Genomic DNA, 17,967 nt, shown 5'->3' with positions numbered 1-17,967 from the left:
TACCCTTACTTCAGTACTGCAAGCTGTTGTAAGCAAGTGATGCCATAGGCTCTGAAACAGCACTGTCACCGCTAAGCTTTTATTATTATTTGTTCACAATAGTAAGGTACAGGTCGCTAAATTTGAATCCATTTTTTTAGCTAATACAAAAAAGACTAACTGAGTGATGATGAACGCTATGTTCTTTCAACTACTTCAAGTTTAGTTTTAATGTACTGGCTATGGGGAACGTACAATAAATCAGCTATTTGACGAATAGTACTCTCTTCAAGAGGCGCTAAAGATTCATCCGCGTATGCAATAGCCCAGAGGCTCTTTATCACATCTCTTTTCTCATCAGCGCTGCAGTGTTTATTTAGTACTTGAGTAAAACGCACTAAGTCAATTGAATCGTCAGCCGTCTCTTGCCCTCTTTCAAGCAGCAACGACATCGCTTCCTCATCTATGTTTACATGCTTTCTGAGCTGTTTCTCGTATTCACTTCTCTCGCTATCCGTTACTTCATTATCAGCGTTAACAATTTCACTAAGTAATGCAGCAGTCGCCAATTCAACGGTATACGTTGGCTCTGTGCGCTTATGCGTGTCTTCGAAAAGTTTAAGAAATGATTTCAGCATGGGGCCCTACTTCTTGTGTCACCGCAGAAACGCCCGCGGTTAATGAAATTTGAGTATCGATAAAACTTTTACTCGGTAAAAGCTAAATTCGATTAATTGCTGGATTAGATGGACAGATTTACAGCGATGACTAAGCAAGCAAGTCTATGTAAACTGTACTCAGCGACTAGGGCTGTAAAGTGAGAGTTTAAAAGCCTTCAGAGAAACATGAATATGAACATTTTGCTCGTAAAGATATTTTCTAAAGGCGCCTAAATTTTAGTATCAAGTAAGCAAATCACTTTACTCCCGCCATTTTCGAACCACACTCGTTCGCACAGCGCGTGAAGCAAAGGGAGCCCACGCCCAAAGCTTTCGTCATGAACGGAATGACGCCGGCCTACCGTACTTGCCTTATTCCACTCAAAGCCTTCACCACTATCTTCAACCGCTATCAGCACCTTACCTTTAAGGGGTAAAGACTCTATCCTAATATTAATTCGCCCGTGACTAAGCGCTTTTAGTGAAGCCTCGCGGTTTTCGTAATATTGATGGAACCCTGTACTATCAGCTTTGAGTTTTGAGTCGAGTTTCAAGATCCCATGCTCTAACGCATTATTAAACAGTTCCGACAACACGGTATAAATTATCGAACGCACCGCTTGAATGCCCTCACATTGCCCCGCAAGCTGTAGCACGCGTTGAAGAATGTCAGGCTGTTTCAAATGTTGTGCGTTAAGCGCAACTTCATGCACCGATGGCAATCCAAAATCCATCTTTGGTGATACGGGCGTTTTAATGGGTTGAGAGGTAAACACGACTAGCGTGACATCATCGTGAAATGAAGAGGCTGCGCAATGCTCTTTCGCCTTAAGAAAAAGTGAATTGGATTCTATTTTCCCATGCGTCTGCATTTGCTCTTTTACTATTCTTACCAAGCCCTCCTCAAGAAGCATTTCTCCCTCTTGATTAGTACTCTCAATTAGCCCGTCGCTACAAATTACAAGCTGTTCATTGCATCCTAGTTGAATGGTATCGCAATCGGTGTTGAGTTCATGCTCGTCTAGGATCCCTAATGCCATGTGACGTGAGGGAATGCAGCGCAATGCTAAATCAGTTTTCGCAGGAACAATGACAGCCGGCATTCCACCCTGCCATAAGTTGATTCTATTGCCCCCCGCGTTAATTTCGCCCACCACTGCGGCCATAAACATGTCACTTGGTAGAAACTTAATTAAAATTCGATTTAATTCTGAAATAATCTCAGAAATAGATACCCCTTGCTGGCTGAGTTCCTGAAAGGCTCGGGTTACAGGCAACGCAACAATTGCTGACGCCAAACCATGACCTGTAAAATCTCCCACCACAAAATAAATACCACCACTAGGGCTTGATTCGCATAGAAAGAGGTCGCCATTAAAGGTTTCAGCTGGCTTTAGGAAGCAGTCGAAATGCGCCATTACCTCGGGTCGATTGACAATAGCGTGGCTAAAAATATGTTCCACAATGGCGTGCTCTCTCGCCACTCTTTGATTGAATAATCGAAGTGCTTTATTTTGCTGTTCTATGTGTTCACTCAAAGCACGTATTTTTAAGTGGGCTCGAATTTTGGCAATTAGAATGTGTCGGTCGAAGGGCTTTGTGGCAAAGTCGTTCCCGCCAACCTCCAGACACCTCACTAAGCTTTCTTTATCTTCTAAAGCGGTGATAAAAAGAATAGGTAGATACGGCCCTTTCGCAAGCTTGCGTATTTTGGGTGCAACGTCAAAACCACTGAGCCCAGGCATCACAACATCCAACAAAACCAAGTCGGGTTTTTCGTGCGTAAATTTTTTGATAGCTTCAACACCATCCACCGCTTCGATACACTCTTTATAGCCTGCGTTATAAAGCATGTTAGTAAGCAATGTACGGTTGATAGCCTCGTCGTCAACAATGAGGATCTTCACGTATGTCTCTTCGATAAAATGTTAATTTAGCGACTTGCTTTTCTTACTTAATGTCGAACTTTTTATCGAATCGAGATATTTTCAGGATTTTAGCAACCTGAGGACGGGCATTTTCAATACTGTAGGTTAATTCTCTTTCAGCGAGTGCCTTTTGCATGTTTAACAACATACCTAAGGCAGAGCTATCCATGTATTCAGTACGCGATAAATCTACGGTGATGTGAGAGACATCGGCGCCCAGTTCGCCATAGGCGTTTCTGAAGTCTTCTACCTTACTAAAGTCAAACTTAGTGCCTACATCTACCACTAGTACTTTCCCTTGATTTTGATAGCTCGACGTTATTTCCATATTCGCTCCTTAAAAATGTAAGCAGAAATGCTTCATCACATGCTTTTAACTTTGCTATTCTTATACTAGTTGAACTTTTACACATCGCCATGAAAGTCATCTTAAACTTTCGTATGGTAATGCTTTTTTTATCGCCATTTAGATGGAAAGACGCAATTTATTGAGGTATGTATGCAAGACTGGCAAGACGCCCTTTTGGTCTATAGTACTGAAAGCGGCAAAATAAAGCCTGAGCCAAAAGAGCAAGCGCGTTCGGTGTCTTCTGACGGCGTTGTTCGTATTCACAGGGAAACTAAAGGTCGCAAAGGAAAAGGGGTGTCTCTGATTAAGGGATTAGACCTCGCGTCTGATGAGCTGAAAAAGCTAGGCTCTGAGCTAAAGAAAAAATGTGGTTGCGGCGGCGCAGTGAAAGACGGTGTCATTGAAGTACAAACTGATGACAGGGAAAAGCTCCGCACACTACTTACCGATAAAGGGTATAAAGTTAAGCTTGCTGGGGGCTAATGTAACGCTAGCCAGCTAGCGAGCTCTCACTTTTTCATAAACATATAACAAAAAGAGTCTGAAATGGAAAAGCTGTCAATTTCTGATCTACACATTATTTTAGTTGAGCCTTCTGACACACAAAGAAAGATCATCACCACTTTGTTGTTAAAAGAACACGTAAAGGAAATTGACCCCGTCAGTACCCTTTCCGAAGCTCGTTCAGCGGTAAAAGCGCACGGTGCTGACCTAATCGTAAGCGCGATGTACTACGAAGATGGAACCGCACTAGAACTACTTAAATTCATTAAAGAAGACGACGCATTTAAAACAATCCCCTTCATGTTGGTTTCCAGTGAAAATCGTTTGAGCAAACTAGAAGAGTTTAAGCAGGCGGGTGTTGCGGCAATTCTTCCTAAACCATTTGAACCCCTTCATTTGTCTCGTGCGTTAAACGCAAGCTTAGATTTAATCAATCACGATGAACTAGAATTAGAACTATTTGACGTACATGATGTTCGCGTACTACTTGTTGATGACAGTAAATTAGCGCGTAATCATATTCGACGCGTATTAGAAGGCATGGGGCTTCAACGCATAAAAGAAGCTGAGAATGGCGCAATGGCGCTAACTTATATAAAAGATGAACCTTTTGACCTCGTGGTTACCGACTACAATATGCCCGAAATGGATGGCAGGGAACTATCGGAATTTATCCGCTTTAATCCAGAAACCACACATATACCGATTATCATGGTAACGTCAGAGTCGGCTGACAGTGCACATATGGCTAATATTCAGCAAACAGGTGTGAACGCGCTATGCGATAAGCCTTTTGAGCCCAACGAAGTAAGACAAATGCTTTCAGCACTATTAGGTAACTAAGCGCAAAAATATTAAACGGCGTTCTCAAATTACCCACCGGCAGGTGTATATTTACGGCACCTGCCAACGCTTCATGCCCTAACCGTTTGGCTTTTTATAAAGCCAACAGCGCATTTTAATTATTTTTTCAAGTCCTCCACATTAAAAACAACTATTCAATTTGTAAAAATGTGTTGACACACATAGGCGTTCAACATACATTCAAACCTATGAAACAGAATACTATGCACGTAGCACTTTTCTTTTTTGCGTTTATATCCTTTAACTAGGGAGGCGCGGCTACATGCATGAAAACCTCCCAACTGGGAGGTTTTTTTTTAGCAGAATTTTCTTATACGATACGCACGGGAATGATATGTCAGACAATGCATTAGATACTGTTAGAGAGCGGATTACCGCTTTAGACAGTGAATTACTTACTTTACTCTCAGAACGCAGAAAGCTAACCAACGAAGTGGCTGAGACGAAAATAAAGCATCACATTCCTGTGAGAGATCAAAAGCGAGAAGAACAGCTATTGGTGCGCCTAATAAAAGAAGGCCAAAACATCGGCTTAGACCCTCATTATGTGACACAAATTTTCCACGTTATTATTGAAGACTCTGTTTTAAACCAGCAGGCTATGCTTGCTGAACGCGCTAACCCTGGCAGTACATTGCCCTTAAACCGAGTGGCATTCTTGGGCGACAAGGGCTCTTACTCTTATCTAGCAACGCAAAAGTACTTTTCTCGTCGCCCAGGCGAATTGCTGGAAATTGGCTGTCAGAGCTTTGCTGAAATTATTCACAGAGTTGAAAGTACAGAAGCCGATTACGCGGTATTGCCTATTGAGAACACGACGTCTGGCAGTATCAATGAAGTGTATGACCAACTACAGCATACCCAACTTAGTATTATTGGTGAACTCACCCACCCTATCCGCCATACATTGTTAGTGGGAACCAACACCAGTATCGATAAAATCAAAACGCTTTACGCTCACCCTCAAGTGTTCACTCAGTGTAGCCATTTCTTAGCAGAACTAGGGAACGTAGAAGTGAAAACCATGGACAGCACCTCGTCTGCCATGTTGACAGTTAGTGAGCTTAAACGCGATGACGTAGCCGCAATAGGCAGCGAAGCGGGTGGTAACTTGTACGGCCTAATGGCTATAAAGAGTAACTTAGCAAACCAAAAAGAAAACCATAGCCGTTTTATCGTTGTTGCGCGCAACCCAGTAGTGGTTCCACTTCAAGTTCCTGCTAAAACAACACTTGTTATGTCTACCATCCAAAAGCCAGGTGCACTTGTAGAGGCCTTGTTGGTGCTACGAGAGAACAGCATCAATATGACGAAGCTTGAATCGCGTCCTATTCCAGGTAATCCATGGGAAGAGATGTTCTACATTGATGTAGAAGGCAACGTAGAAGATGGCCCTGTACAAAATGCTCTTGATGCATTGCGTGGTATTACCCGCTACATCAAAGTATTGGGCTGCTATCCAAGCGAAGAAATTAGCCCGACCAAAGTGGCCGCGGCGAGTGCGCTGGCTGATTAAGCCAGCACACTCGCCATTGTTTACTTTCTTTCGTTGTAATATTTAGGCAGGCTGAAAGGCTTGCCCAACATTACCAACGTCACTTTCACCATTAACCTGGAAGACAGAAACTCGGTTGCGGCCATGCTTTTTACTGCCATACAAAGCTTCATCGGCATTGGCATACAGCGCCTCGAATTGGTACTTTGATGACGCAGTGCTGGAGATACCAAAGCTTGCTGAAATATCGAAGGTAAAACCGCTTTCAGCTGTATCAATCTGACGGATACTATTGCGCATACTTTCCGCTATTTCTTTTGCTTTTTTCTCATTACACCCTGGTAATAGTAGGCCGAACTCCTCACCACCTAAGCGCCCGAAAACATCTTCTTTTCTGCAGTGTTTCCTCACCGCGTTAACTACTGCCTTTAATACCCAATCGCCTGTTGGATGACCGTAGCTATCGTTAACTGACTTAAAGTGATCAAGGTCGAAAATTACAAAAGATAATACGTCCTGCTGCTCTGACATTCGATCAAGCGCTTTCGATGCCAACTCAGTAAAATAGTGACGGTTCGCCACATTTGTTAACGAGTCAGTTTGCGCCTTTTCCCTAAGTGCTGCATGTAACTTACGATTTATTATTGCCCACATAAGGACAAGTATCGTGGTGGAAGCAAGCAATGTTATCAACAGCCTGTGATTTTGCTTTTCTTCTCGGGAAAGGGCTGCTTGTGCTTTCAGTAGGCTATTCTCTTTGTCCAGTAGCTGAATTTCGATATTCTTCTCGAGGTTATCGAACTTAGCCTGATGAATCGCCATTTGCTTAACGTTGTATTCATCAAGATAAGCTTTATCTGCTTCAGCATATTGAATGTATGCGTCCAGCGCTCGCGTACTGTCGCCTTGCGACTTCGCAGACTGATACAAAATATAGTAGGCTGTTTTAATGGGTTTTGAATACCCCATTCCTTTCGCAAGCTCTGCACCTTTTAACGCACTTTCTGAGGCGTTGTGAAAGAGTTTGTTAGCAGTATAAGACTCTGCAAGAGTCGTATGAAATTCAGAGATTAGCCTTGGGTAGTTGGTACTCTCAACTTCTGCCTGAATAGCAAGTAAAGAGTCAAGCGCTGCCGATTCGTTTCCCCCTTCTCTCAACATTAATTGAGCAAGCCATAGTTTTGCAAGATTAAGTGCTATTGACTCCTTACTCTCTTCGCAAACCTCAATTGTTTTTATCAACATATCGCGTTCAAGACGTCCTAAATTATGCAACGATTCACTACGCAAGTTATGGGCTAAGCACGCATCCCGCAACGAGAGCTGCTGACTTAATACGCGTTCGCTATACTGCAGACTTTGCTCAAACTCTTCTAATTGGTTGTAAAAAAGCGCGATGGTTAAAATAGCTGGATGCTTGTCTTTATCCTCTGCAAATGCAAGCAGAGGTACAATATCTGGAATTTGTTGTAGTGCATTAGGGAAATCTCTTACCAATGCATAATTGTTTAGAATTGAGCGCTTAGCGCGCAATTTCAGCGACTTGTCAGACGCACTTTGATATACACTTTCATACAGCGGAACAGCTTCAATTAACTTCCCTGAGTAAGACATATCATATGCGGTGAGATAATTAAAATATTGAACCTGAGCAGGCGAGAAGGTTCTGGATTTTTCAGAAAGAGTCGATAGAGACTCTCGAAATGCAGTCACATCCTGACTTCGCAATGCGTCTGCTTCTGAGAGCTTCAAATCCACTTCGTTGGCGGCAAGTGAAAATATGAAAAAGGGGCTAATTAAGGCCCCTATAATTAATCTAAACACTTTATATCAAGCTAATTAATGAAGAGAAACTTCATTCTTTTCATCAGTGTCTGGCGATTCACCAGGTACGTCTTGCCCTTCGTCTTCAGGAATCAACAAACACCACATTTTTTCTTTCTCTTGAGAAAGTTCGTCTGCGTGGTCAGCTTTAAATTGTGCAATTACATCAGTGTCACGTTGCTTAGATGCATCTTGTGCAATAGCGAGAAGTTCTTTTAGCGCTTTCATTAGTTTGTTCTACTTTATAGTTATTAATGTTTAATAGGTTAGCAACTATTTGATGAGTTGTTAATCAAATATATAGCATTTTAGACATATTATACCAGTTACTATTTGCATCAATTACCTTTGAAAACAGAAATACTTACTGGTTTATTAGGTATGAAGTAACCAAATATTTTAGCGACTAAAGGTATATGTGACCAAGTTGGTTTTACTTGGCTGAAAACAGTTGTCATCTGCCTGTTTGAAGTTCAATTGGGTGACTAAACGCTTTGTAGCGAGGTGACGCTTTTCAAATTGGGCAATAATTTGGTGTAAATTGAGATATTCCAAGCCAAATTCGACTAGCGCGCCCATCGCTTCTCGTGCCGCGCCTTTTCCGTTCATTGAAGGCGCTAATATAATTCCAATCTCTGCAGTGTCTTGTAAAACGCTTTTACAAAGCATCTGAATTCCACAAAATGCCTGCGTTTGATTACACGTTATAGACCAGACCTTCTGTGCTGGCCAAGGCCTTTTGTTTGCTTCAATGAAAGTACTAGCGACTACTTCACTTTCCTTCTCAGAAAGGGGCTCACCGATTAATCGCATAACTTTTCTATTTTGGTACAAGCTTGCTGTTTCCTCTTTCCACTGCTGGCAAAGTAAAGCGCTGGTAAAACGAGGCGTAGCGAACTGCACTAGTTAGTACCTTTGGAGTAATCGACATCATCTATCACTGGTTTACTAACTGGTGGTATGACAAGTGTAGAGTGCTGGTTAATTTCGTGATTATGCAGTTCACCAATAGCAATCGTCGTAGCTCTGAACTCATCGATGGGCAAGGTTGCAGCTTCATATAAAATAGCGCTGTCATTCGCTTGGTAAATAGATAACAGTTTATCAGTAAGCTTTTTTCGTTGAAGAGAGCTGGAGGTAAAAACGGCACTTGAGAAATCTCCTGCAACCCCAACCTGCCATAAAACTAAATACGCAGCCGTATCTACTTCTCGTTTATATACTAGAAACTGGTTTGCCTCGTAGTGTTGGCAACCTAGAGCGCCTGGGTCTATGGCCAAATCGGCGTATAGGCACGATTCAGCTGAGATCCCCGGCAACATGTAAGCATCAAACCCTCGACTTTTAGCGATTGCGATAGCGTCATGTGGCACCTTTGCAAAAACCCCAGGGTGTCCATAAAAAGCGCCAACTACTTTTTCGCCTTTCTCCACACGCTCTAGCATTGCGCTAGTCATTTGAGCATAGGTATCGTGGCGATCTTTGCCTTCACCATAGAAAGTTTGTAGGTTTACTGTGTTTTTGTTCAAAGAGGTGATCCATGCCTCCATGTAGTGCTCAGCTACACATACGAAAACGACGTCGGCTTGCTCAATATGACTTTGACAAATAGGCGATAAATGCGCTCCAACCATCATCCCGGTTCCTACACATACTAGGCTGCCTTGTTGCATGTAACTGTTCCTTTATTATTATTAGGTTTTAGCTGTTTTTATCAAAAACATGTTTAAGCGCGTCAACCGTATCACTCAATGTCACTTTTCGTGCAAACGATACAACACCATTAGTGCCCTGTCCTCTGTCAAAAATTGTATAGTATTGAGAGATCAGCGGAAGACCGAGGATGCTTTGATTCGGCCAGTGTTTTAGTGGGAATATTTTAAAGGACGCTTGGTTAAATGTGGGGGCGTGCTCCTGCCAGTAGGCTTCAGGTGGTAGCGAGAGTAAAACATCTTCACCCTCATCGCCTTCAAGAACAAACGTTAGTTCAGGCCATTGTGCCAAATCTAGCTTTTCCAAGTCTATTCCTTGCTCCTCTAAAGAGAAAGCAGCGAAGGGCTCAAGCAATGTTTTCACGTTATCAACACAGCAAAAAATCTGCTCGATCACTTCGTTATACAAAGATTCTGGCAAACCAATCACCGTTGCTCCTGAATCTACTATCGCATTTGAACACCAGCGTGCTTCGTCCGATTTATCCAAAGCCGGCGCTTTAATGCCTTCGTTTTCTCCACATTTTACGGCTTTTAACGTGACGTTATAATACTTATCGCGGAGTACCTTCACAGACATAATAGGAGGAGCATATAAGTCTCGATGAAAAATAGGCTCACCTATTACAAAAAGGCCATGATTTTTTCTATGTGCAAGCGCAGCGCGAAGACAATTTCCATCTACGTTATAGACGCTTGAGCGATGTAGCCAAAAAGCGAATTTATCGGCGTTAATTTGACGCTGCTCTAGCTCAGAAAAGTAGCTAGGGAGTGTGGTCGCAACGTAATCAGCTGTCTTTAGGTTAATAATTGCTGACTCGTTAGGATCGGCCAACGCTTTTTCAAAAATCGCTTGCTCGCTCATTTCACACGTAATTTTGTCAGTGCAACGATAGGCGTGATTTAGCGGTTGATAAGCTAACCCCATAATTCCGTCAGCTTTTTTAAAACAAGATTCTTTTGTCTCTTGCGATTCTTTCGCTATTGCTACATAAGTTTGCGGCAACGAAATGCTGTGACCGAAAATGCCCAGGCGCACCGTGGTCTTAACAACAGGGCCATGCCAACTTCCTGCAGCATATTTAATTGATTGAGAGTAGTAGGTGAACCTCACATCACCATCACGTTCAACATGATAATGAATGTCGCCTAGCACTAAGGTTGAGCTTCCCGTATCTAAAATAAGATGAACGGTCTGCTGATGCGCGCCTATATGTGCTCTCACACAATAGCCGCCATCAGCGAAAGTATTGGTAATTGGCAAACGAAGAGAGCGAGTCACGTTGGCTACCTTAAATTAGCTATCGCTATAAACAGTCGGTCAAAACTACTTGTCTCTTAAAAGCTGACCATCATCCGCTTTTAACAACATCTGTTTGCTGTCGACTAAACACTTCTTCGCATAATCTCCGAACCACGCGCCGACCTTCATGAACTGTTCTACAAAGCCTTTTTTGTCGCCATTCTCAAGTAATGACAATGCAATCCCAAAACGTTCGTAAAAGCGACGTAGAAGTGCAAAGTTATCAGGGTTATTGAAAATAATATCGGCATAAAGTTGTGGTGACTGAGCGAATAACCTGCCTACCATTGCGAGTTCTAAACGATAAATAGGTGAGCTAAACATGGTGAGTGATTCCAGATTAGGATCTTCACCTTTTAAGTGTTGCCCGTACACAAACGTGTTGAAGTGACGCATTACCTGAATATAAGCCATGGCTTGGTCATGTTCTTGTGCGCTGGAGTCGTGAATGGTAGCACCCCAAATTCGCATTTGCTCAATGAGCCAACTGTATTTCTCACTGCCACGTCCGTCGCACACTACCACTACCTGTTTAATCATGCCAGGCGCGTCAGGACCAAACATGGGGTGCAGTCCAACAACCGGACCATTGTGTGCGGCAAGCATCGCCTCAAGTGGCTTAGCTTTAATACTGGTTATATCTGCAAGCACGCAATCCTCTGGCAGCATAGTAAGCTTGCTAATCACGGCTTCGGTTAGATTAATAGGCACTGCAACAACAACCAGTGAAGCACAGCTTAATAACGATGTTGCTCTACCACTTTCCCAGTCGTCTTTTTCAACAACTGAAACGTTGTAATTACTTCGTTCGAACAAGCTCACAAACACACGGCCAAGTGCCCCTGCTCCACCAATTACAACAACGTTGTCGACATCAGGTTTCACACAGCGATATTTGTTGTTTTGCGTGTGATAAGACTCTCGCATTACTCGACGTAATAAGTCTTCGGTGAGATCGGGCGACACCCCAAGTGCTTCTGCCTGAGCACGGCGGGATGCGATCAACGCTTTTTCACGCTCTGGTACATAAACGGGCATACCAGCTTCAGCCTTAATTTGACCGACCTGGGTTGTAATTTGATTGCGTTTTGCGAGTAATTCGACAAGCTGGGTATCCAGCTCGTCGATACCTTCACGCAGCGTATCTAACTTTTTTAAGTGCTGCGATAAATCGGCCATTCTGTCTTATCCTTGAATCAAATGGCACGGGGCTTATTGGCAAATTTTTCTTGCCACTTTAGGCGTTGCTTGGATTTATGCCACCGTGCGCTTATTTTGGCGTAAGGGTAACACAGTTATTAACTTATCTCTGGTTTGAGATATTAAGTTCTCTGTTGTTTCCCAATCAATACATCCGTCTGTGATTGAAACACCATACTCAAGTTCTTCTGGCTTTTTACCTTCAGCTTTTTGATTACCCGGTTTCAAGTGACTTTCCAACATAACGCCAATGATAGACTGATTGCCTTCTAGAATTTGATTGACCACGTTCTGTGCAACCAATGGCTGGCGGCGATAATCTTTTGAAGAGTTTGCATGGCTGCAATCTACTACTAAGCCCGCTGTTAAACCAGCATCCTGCAGCTCAATCTCGCACTCTGATACGCAAACCGAGTCGTAGTTAGGCTGCTTTCCACCGCGCAAAATAATGTGGCCATCTGGATTACCGCTGGTCCCGATAATACTTACCTGGCCTTGCTTATTGATTCCCATAAAGCGGTGACCCGATGCCGCCGATTTAAGGGCGTTTATGGCAATATCTAGGCTTCCATCTGTACCATTTTTGAATCCTACAGGCATAGACAGGCCGCTGGCCATTTCACGGTGGGTTTGCGATTCAGAGGTACGCGCACCGATAGCAGCCCAGCTAAATAGCTCAGCAAGATATTGTGGACTAATTGGATCCAGTGCTTCTGTTGCAACAGGCAGCTCTAATTCTGCAAGCCAAATTAACAACTCTCTTGCCTTACGAAGACCTGTTTCAATATCAAATGTACCGTCGATATGCGGGTCGTTAATTAAACCTTTCCAACCTGTTGTGGTACGCGGCTTTTCGAAGTACACACGCATAACGATAAATAGTGTGTCTTTGCATGATTCATGAAGCTCTTTAAGCTTAAGTGCGTACTCTTTCGCGGCTTCAACGTCGTGTATAGAACATGGTCCACACACTACAAGCAATCTATGGTCGCGACGATGAATGATATCTGAAACAATCTTTCTAGACTCAGAGATAGCCGCTAACGCTTTGTCTGACACAGGCAATTCAGCACTAAGCGCTTCAGGGGTTATAAGTACATCTTCGGTACTTACGTGAACATTATTTACGGTGTCCTTGATCATGGGAGCTCTCTTACTCTCTTAACTACAAATAAAAAACGGAAAATTAAACGCCAAAAGAGTGTGCAATCTGCATGTAAACTTTATTGTACAACCAGCTTTTTCTATATTTCTTTAACGTCATTGACTTTTTAGCAACTCAAGCGTAATAGCGCAAGTAATAACGAATAATACTTTAATCTAGGGTAGATTCGAAGCGAATGAGCATGACTGAATGGCAATAGTGCATAGGGATAGCACAATTTTTAATCGACAGTGAGGCTTGTTCCGAATTACCTCATTAGTCAAACGCTTTGTAGTGACATCCCGCCCTTACGTTTTCAAATGATCCACGAATTTAATGGCGTAATTGACCAACATAAATAAGCTAAATTTCTCATTTATTGTCAGGATTTTGTATCATTGCGACAACGGAATAATAATGAGAACACAATGCAAAATTTAGCCCTAACCTACACTGGCGACGTCGCCATTCTAACCATGCAAAATGGAGAAAACCGCCACAATCCTCTCTTCGCAAAGGAGATGCTTTCAGCGTTAAATACCATTAAAAGTAATGAAAGCAGTAAAGCACTAGTGATCACATCAAATGATGAGAAATGCTTTAGTCTAGGTATAGACACAGACTGGCTAATGCCAGCGATGAAAGCAGCTCGCACTGAGGAAATAAAGCAATTTATGTACGGTATGGATGACGTGTTTAAAGCGCTGCTTCTTTTCCCTCTTCCCGTTATTGCTGCAATCAACGGACACGCCTTCGGAAACGGAGCAATTTTGGCGTGCGCTTGTGACTTCAGATTTATGCGCGCAGACAAAGGCTTCTTCTGTTTCCCTGAAGTAGATTTATCAATCCCCTTTCTGCCCGGTATGATTGAGTTTGTTAAAAAAGCGATGCCGTATTACAGGTTTAATGAAATGAAGCTTTCCGGGAGGCGTGTATCTGGTAAAGAATTAGAGCAAGATCACGTGGTAGAAAAGGCGTACGATACACAAGAAAGCTTGATGGAAGGTGCGCTGAACTACGCTAAGACCTTTGATAAAAAGCGTGGCATTTTTGGCGAACACAAAAAGCGTCTACACAAACATATCATCCACACTATCGATAACGAGAACAAACCGTTAATAGAATCGCTTTCACTCATAGCATAACAATAATAGGCGCTCTGGTGAAGCGTCACTTAAGACGCTTCACCGATATTTGCTAATAAGTCTTTTCATGGGCATATCGATGTTGGGCTCTACACTGTTAGTTAGGCCTTGGTGTTCTCTTCCTAAAAAGATCGACTTTAACCCCCCAGTGCAACGATGCAATTCTCATTAAAACTGTTACAGAGATAGAACCTAAAATGCACCAAATGTAAGGGATGTCTAGGGCAAACAAGGCGGCGTAAGTGAGACCACCTGCAAAACATGCACTCGCGTAAACATCTCCACGCATAACGTAAGGTACTTCTCTGCAAACCACATCGCGCATCAAGCCCCCGAAGATACCGGTTGTCATACCCATCGTTAGGGCGACAATCATTCCGGTTCCACTAATGAGTGCTTTCTCGATGCCTATGACATTAAAAATAGCAAGCCCTATGGTGTCGATAAGTATAAAGTAAAAATTGGAAGGAGAAGGCATATAGCGAATGAATAAGACTGTCGCGAATATAGCTGAGTAGGTTGCTAGTAGATACTCTGAGGTTTCTACCCAGAAAATAGGTTTTCCTAATAGGAGGTCTCTTAAAGTACCTCCGCCAAGGGCTGTCATCACGCCGACAACGACGATGCCAAACCCATTGATACTTTTGTCATGCCCCAGCAATGCTCCCGATACAGCAAAAAATGCGACGCCAACAACGCCTAACACGATAAAGTATTCTGTACTCATCCTTCTCTCTATTAAGAAACCTTAATGTTTGTATTAAAAAACAGATTGAATGGATCGAATTTCAGGCACAAAAAAGCCCGCTTAAAGCGGGCTTTTTCGAAGTTAACAATAACGCAAGGATTAGTAATCTTAGTTAAGCTTCTCTTTGATACGTGCAGATTTACCTGAACGCTCACGTAGATAGTAAAGCTTAGCACGACGAACCGCACCGCGACGTTTCACTTCAATTGAAGAAACTGCCGGGCTGTGTGTTTGGAACACACGCTCAACGCCTTCGCCGCTAGAAATTTTACGCACGGTAAAAGACGAGTGCAGACCACGGTTACGTTTAGCGATAACAACACCTTCATAAGCCTGAAGACGCTCTTTGTCACCTTCGGTAACGCGAACTTTAACAACTACTGTGTCACCTGGACCAAACGCAGGAACATCAGTCTTTAGCTGTGCTTCTTCGATTTTTTTGATGATATCTTGACTGACTTTGCTCATCATATCCTCTCGTCCTAGTTAACTGTCATCTTGCTGCAGTTGCGCTTGGAATAATTCAAGCAAACGCTGCTGCTCCTCAGTCAGAGCTAGGTGATTTAACAATTCAGGGCGACGCTGCCAGGTTCTACCTAATGATTGCATCAATCGCCACTGCCTAATTTTTTCATGGTCCCCACTTAACAACACATCAGGTACCTTTTGACCATCAAGTATTTCGGGCCGCGTATAGTGCGGACAATCCAAAAGACCGTCAGTGAAAGAATCTTCAACTGCTGAGGCTTTATGCCCCAACACGCCAGGAACTAATCGAGCAACCGCGTCCATAAGGACCATTGCAGGCAGTTCACCGCCGCTTAGCACGTAATCACCAATAGAGACTTCTTCATCTACATGGCTTTCGATTACTCGCTCGTCGATGCCTTCATATCGGCCGCAAATTAAAATTGTGCGGTCAATGTTAGCAAGGCGCTGTACGCCTGCTTGGTCAAGGGGTTTCCCTTGTGGTGATAAGTAGATCACCTTACTTTTTTCGCCACCAACTTTCTTGGCAGCTTGTATTGCGTCGGTTAGCGGTTTTACCATCATCAGCATACCGGGTCCGCCTCCGTAGGGGCGATCGTCTACTGTACGATGGCGATCATGTGTAAAGTCACGGGGGTTGAAGGTGTCAACCGATAACGTTCCAGACTTAACTGCTCGACCTATAACACCCTGTTGGGTAAAAGGGGCAAACATATCTGGAAACAGGCTAACAACGCCGAACCACTTTTCCGGTGTCACTTAAAACCCCGGGTCCCAGTCAACTTTAATGACCTTCGCTTCCTTATCCACCTCTTGTACGACTTCGTCGAACACAAAAGGTAATAGTCTTTCTTTTTGACCAAAAGCATCGCCTACATTCGCTTTAACGTGAATCACGTCGTTAGCACCTGTATTAAACACTTCTTTCACCACACCCAAGTCGTAACCTTGCGTTGTTACTACTTTCATGCCGGTGAGCTCACGCCAATAAACCCCTTCGTCGCCTAAATCAGGCAGCTGTGAAGCATTTATGTTGATATCCAAGTTTTTGATGCGCTCGGCATCATCTCGACTATCAACGCCCACAATTTTTGCAACGAGGCTTTTACCGTGCGGTCGCCACTGGTCAATTTGGTATTCCTTTTCATCGCCAAGAAACCATGGCGCGTACTCAAAAATACCTTCTGGCGTTTCTGTATAGCTGTTGATTTTGACCCAACCTTTAACACCGTACGGTGCGCCAATTTTGCCAACAATCACTTTGTCAGACGCTAGACTCATCTATACCACCAGTTAATAACAGCTTACGCTGCAGATTTTTTCGCTTCTTTTACCAAGCTAGAAACGCGATCTGATAAGCTCGCGCCTACGCCAACCCAGTATTCAACACGCTCTAGATCTACGCGAAGACGTTCCGCTTGACCTTGTGCAGTTGGGTTGAAGAAACCGATGTTTTCAATGAAACGACCGTTTCTTGCACGACGGCTATCAGCCACCACTAGTTGATAAAATGGACGCTTTTTCGCGCCACCACGCTGTAAACGAATAGTAACCATAAATGCCTCAAACTCGTTGTAGCGTTACCGTTAACTTAAGCCTTCAAACTACGACTAAAAATTAGACGCCAATTAGAAGGCCGCCGAATTATACGGATATCGCCACTCAATGCAAGTAAAAGTCTTGCTTAACTTATAATTAGCGCGTGCTCGGTGACATTACTTTAATCATTGTCGATAGCAGCACTTTAATCATCGTCGAAAGGAGCACCACAACTAGCAAGGCTCAACAAACAAACAATTAACGGCAGCGTTTTTGTTGTCTTCGTATTGGGGAAAGGTAATCTCGTGAAATTTAAAGACGAAGCAGGGTTACACTTGCGTCGTTATAGTCGTAGGGAACGTTTTGCCATTGTGGCTTTTTAAGCTCTTGTGATTTTGTCTCTTCTACCCCGGCAAATTTGTTTGATTTGAGTATTAAACTGGGAAAGCCTTGGGCGCCGATGCTGCGTGACATAGTGATTTCATTATTTAACTTCTTTTCTGTGCTTTCACTATTGAGATCCAATTCGAATTGCTCGGCATCAAGCCCTATTTCTTTAGCAAATGCTATCAAGGTATCAAAATCCGAAGGGTTTCTTGCATTCAGGTAATACCCTTCTTGAATTGCTTTGATCATTGCCTTCTCTAATGCTTTTGCTTCATCGCTATCTCTAGCCTGCGCTTTTGCTGCAAGAACTGCTCGACACGAAGGATAGGTCGAACGACGAGGCTGACACTTTGTCCAAAAATCATAGTTGAATTGTGTTCCAGGCACACGATCTTGAATAGTTTGCCAATAGCCTGCAATAGTAAGTTTCATTTGTTCCGGCATAGGTAAATCACTATCCGGTGCGAGCCCGCCAAGCAAGTAGACAACCTCAATGTCGTTGGGTAACTCACGCTGTATTTGCTCCCAAGTAGGAACGAATGCCCAACACCAACTGCACATTGGATCATGAACATAATACAAAGTACGTATTTCACTCATCGTTATTTTCCCGTTTTAACTATTTTGCTTTGCTTCTGCGACGTTAACTTTCATCCCAGCGTAAATACTGCCGCTGTAATCGCATTGCCTACGTCCAA

20 protein-coding genes are annotated in these 17,967 nt (G+C 43.2%); 4 read left to right on the top strand and 16 right to left on the bottom strand.

The window, feature by feature from the left end:
• Positions 1-176 precede the first annotated feature (176 nt).
• The 3 genes from BZA03_RS01550 to BZA03_RS01540 all read right to left on the bottom strand — a co-directional run bounded on the left by BZA03_RS01550 (position 177) and on the right by BZA03_RS01540 (position 2,894).
• Positions 177-617: a TerB family tellurite resistance protein gene (locus BZA03_RS01550; protein ID WP_014948851.1), complete on the bottom strand. Its 441-nt coding sequence runs from the start codon at positions 615-617 to the stop codon at positions 177-179.
• A 251-nt stretch (positions 618-868) separates the two neighbouring features.
• Positions 869-2,545 (bottom strand): fused response regulator/phosphatase, encoded by a 1,677-nt coding sequence (locus tag BZA03_RS01545; protein ID WP_110287780.1) that lies wholly within the window; start codon positions 2,543-2,545, stop codon positions 869-871.
• Between the two features lie 43 nt (positions 2,546-2,588).
• A complete protein-coding gene (locus BZA03_RS01540) occupies positions 2,589-2,894 on the bottom strand; it encodes an STAS domain-containing protein (protein ID WP_069943977.1) in 306 nt (101 codons plus the stop codon).
• A 171-nt stretch (positions 2,895-3,065) separates the two neighbouring features.
• Between BZA03_RS01540 and yciH the strand changes: the two genes are divergently transcribed.
• From yciH to pheA, 3 genes are all read left to right on the top strand, one after another.
• On the top strand, positions 3,066-3,398 hold the full coding sequence (yciH, locus tag BZA03_RS01535; RefSeq protein WP_014948847.1) for a stress response translation initiation inhibitor YciH: 333 nt from the start codon (positions 3,066-3,068) through the stop codon (positions 3,396-3,398).
• Between the two features lie 63 nt (positions 3,399-3,461).
• On the top strand, positions 3,462-4,262 hold the full coding sequence (locus BZA03_RS01530) for a response regulator (RefSeq protein WP_014948846.1): 801 nt from the start codon (positions 3,462-3,464) through the stop codon (positions 4,260-4,262).
• Positions 4,263-4,545: 283 nt separating this feature from the next.
• Positions 4,546-5,799, top strand: a complete 1,254-nt coding sequence (gene pheA / locus BZA03_RS01525) for a prephenate dehydratase (protein WP_181417275.1) — start codon at positions 4,546-4,548, stop codon at positions 5,797-5,799.
• Positions 5,800-5,841: 42 nt separating this feature from the next.
• Here the strand turns inward: pheA and BZA03_RS01520 are convergent, their stop codons facing one another.
• From BZA03_RS01520 to BZA03_RS01490, 7 genes are all read right to left on the bottom strand, one after another.
• Positions 5,842-7,536, bottom strand: coding sequence for a GGDEF domain-containing protein (locus tag BZA03_RS01520; protein ID WP_258364580.1), 1,695 nt, complete (start codon positions 7,534-7,536; stop codon positions 5,842-5,844).
• Positions 7,537-7,617: 81 nt separating this feature from the next.
• Positions 7,618-7,830, bottom strand: a complete 213-nt coding sequence (locus BZA03_RS01515) for a hypothetical protein (RefSeq protein WP_039227278.1) — start codon at positions 7,828-7,830, stop codon at positions 7,618-7,620.
• A gap of 171 nt (positions 7,831-8,001) precedes the next feature.
• Complete coding sequence (locus BZA03_RS01510; RefSeq protein WP_110287777.1) at positions 8,002-8,505, bottom strand: GNAT family N-acetyltransferase; 504 nt, start codon at positions 8,503-8,505, stop codon at positions 8,002-8,004.
• Entirely contained in the window at positions 8,505-9,275 is a 771-nt protein-coding gene (locus BZA03_RS01505; RefSeq protein ID WP_110287776.1) for an SAM-dependent methyltransferase, read from the bottom strand. The genes BZA03_RS01510 and BZA03_RS01505 overlap by 1 nt, the downstream gene beginning before the upstream one ends.
• A 28-nt stretch (positions 9,276-9,303) precedes the next feature.
• Positions 9,304-10,596, bottom strand: a complete 1,293-nt coding sequence (locus BZA03_RS01500; protein ID WP_110287775.1) for a pepsin-like aspartic protease — start codon at positions 10,594-10,596, stop codon at positions 9,304-9,306.
• A 45-nt stretch (positions 10,597-10,641) separates the two neighbouring features.
• On the bottom strand, positions 10,642-11,796 hold the full coding sequence (gene tyrA, locus BZA03_RS01495; protein ID WP_014976023.1) for a bifunctional chorismate mutase/prephenate dehydrogenase: 1,155 nt from the start codon (positions 11,794-11,796) through the stop codon (positions 10,642-10,644).
• Positions 11,797-11,871: 75 nt separating this feature from the next.
• Positions 11,872-12,960, bottom strand: a complete 1,089-nt coding sequence (locus tag BZA03_RS01490) for a 3-deoxy-7-phosphoheptulonate synthase (protein ID WP_014948838.1) — start codon at positions 12,958-12,960, stop codon at positions 11,872-11,874.
• Between the two features lie 429 nt (positions 12,961-13,389).
• Here BZA03_RS01490 and BZA03_RS01485 point away from each other — a divergent pair, with 429 nt between their 5' ends.
• Entirely contained in the window at positions 13,390-14,106 is a 717-nt protein-coding gene (locus BZA03_RS01485) for an enoyl-CoA hydratase/isomerase family protein (RefSeq protein ID WP_110287774.1), read from the top strand.
• 97 nt (positions 14,107-14,203) lie between these two features.
• Here the strand turns inward: BZA03_RS01485 and BZA03_RS01480 are convergent, their stop codons facing one another.
• The 6 genes from BZA03_RS01480 to BZA03_RS01455 form a co-directional block, all read right to left on the bottom strand.
• Complete coding sequence (locus BZA03_RS01480; protein ID WP_014948836.1) at positions 14,204-14,833, bottom strand: trimeric intracellular cation channel family protein; 630 nt, start codon at positions 14,831-14,833, stop codon at positions 14,204-14,206.
• 129 nt (positions 14,834-14,962) lie between these two features.
• Positions 14,963-15,322, bottom strand: coding sequence for a 50S ribosomal protein L19 (rplS, locus tag BZA03_RS01475; RefSeq protein ID WP_024015986.1), 360 nt, complete (start codon positions 15,320-15,322; stop codon positions 14,963-14,965).
• Between the two features lie 18 nt (positions 15,323-15,340).
• Entirely contained in the window at positions 15,341-16,102 is a 762-nt protein-coding gene (trmD, locus tag BZA03_RS01470; RefSeq protein WP_014948834.1) for a tRNA (guanosine(37)-N1)-methyltransferase TrmD, read from the bottom strand.
• Positions 16,103-16,624 (bottom strand): ribosome maturation factor RimM, encoded by a 522-nt coding sequence (gene rimM, locus BZA03_RS01465; RefSeq protein WP_039233395.1) that lies wholly within the window; start codon positions 16,622-16,624, stop codon positions 16,103-16,105.
• Positions 16,625-16,647: 23 nt separating this feature from the next.
• Positions 16,648-16,899, bottom strand: a complete 252-nt coding sequence (gene rpsP / locus BZA03_RS01460; protein WP_014948832.1) for a 30S ribosomal protein S16 — start codon at positions 16,897-16,899, stop codon at positions 16,648-16,650.
• Between the two features lie 295 nt (positions 16,900-17,194).
• Complete coding sequence (locus BZA03_RS01455; protein ID WP_110287773.1) at positions 17,195-17,869, bottom strand: DsbA family protein; 675 nt, start codon at positions 17,867-17,869, stop codon at positions 17,195-17,197.
• Positions 17,870-17,967 lie beyond the last annotated feature (98 nt).

Source organism: Alteromonas sp. I10, from assembly GCF_003201515.1.
Lineage (GTDB): Bacteria > Pseudomonadota > Gammaproteobacteria > Enterobacterales > Alteromonadaceae > Alteromonas > Alteromonas macleodii.
This window is presented reverse-complemented; position numbering and strand designations above follow the sequence as displayed.

Coding starts and splice junctions, on each gene's coding strand:
- BZA03_RS01550 (WP_014948851.1), bottom strand. CDS start 617: ATGCTGAAATCATTTCTTAAACTTTTCGAAGACACGCATAAGCGCACA.
- pheA (WP_181417275.1), top strand. CDS start 4,546: ATGCATGAAAACCTCCCAACTGGGAGGTTTTTTTTTAGCAGAATTTTC.
- rimM (WP_039233395.1), bottom strand. CDS start 16,624: ATGAGTCTAGCGTCTGACAAAGTGATTGTTGGCAAAATTGGCGCACCG.
- rpsP (WP_014948832.1), bottom strand. CDS start 16,899: ATGGTTACTATTCGTTTACAGCGTGGTGGCGCGAAAAAGCGTCCATTT.
- BZA03_RS01485 (WP_110287774.1), top strand. CDS start 13,390: ATGCAAAATTTAGCCCTAACCTACACTGGCGACGTCGCCATTCTAACC.
- tyrA (WP_014976023.1), bottom strand. CDS start 11,796: ATGGCCGATTTATCGCAGCACTTAAAAAAGTTAGATACGCTGCGTGAA.
- BZA03_RS01515 (WP_039227278.1), bottom strand. CDS start 7,830: ATGAAAGCGCTAAAAGAACTTCTCGCTATTGCACAAGATGCATCTAAG.
- BZA03_RS01480 (WP_014948836.1), bottom strand. CDS start 14,833: ATGAGTACAGAATACTTTATCGTGTTAGGCGTTGTTGGCGTCGCATTT.
- BZA03_RS01530 (WP_014948846.1), top strand. CDS start 3,462: ATGGAAAAGCTGTCAATTTCTGATCTACACATTATTTTAGTTGAGCCT.
- rplS (WP_024015986.1), bottom strand. CDS start 15,322: ATGAGCAAAGTCAGTCAAGATATCATCAAAAAAATCGAAGAAGCACAG.
- BZA03_RS01505 (WP_110287776.1), bottom strand. CDS start 9,275: ATGCAACAAGGCAGCCTAGTATGTGTAGGAACCGGGATGATGGTTGGA.
- BZA03_RS01455 (WP_110287773.1), bottom strand. CDS start 17,869: ATGAGTGAAATACGTACTTTGTATTATGTTCATGATCCAATGTGCAGT.
- yciH (WP_014948847.1), top strand. CDS start 3,066: ATGCAAGACTGGCAAGACGCCCTTTTGGTCTATAGTACTGAAAGCGGC.
- BZA03_RS01540 (WP_069943977.1), bottom strand. CDS start 2,894: ATGGAAATAACGTCGAGCTATCAAAATCAAGGGAAAGTACTAGTGGTA.
- BZA03_RS01490 (WP_014948838.1), bottom strand. CDS start 12,960: ATGATCAAGGACACCGTAAATAATGTTCACGTAAGTACCGAAGATGTA.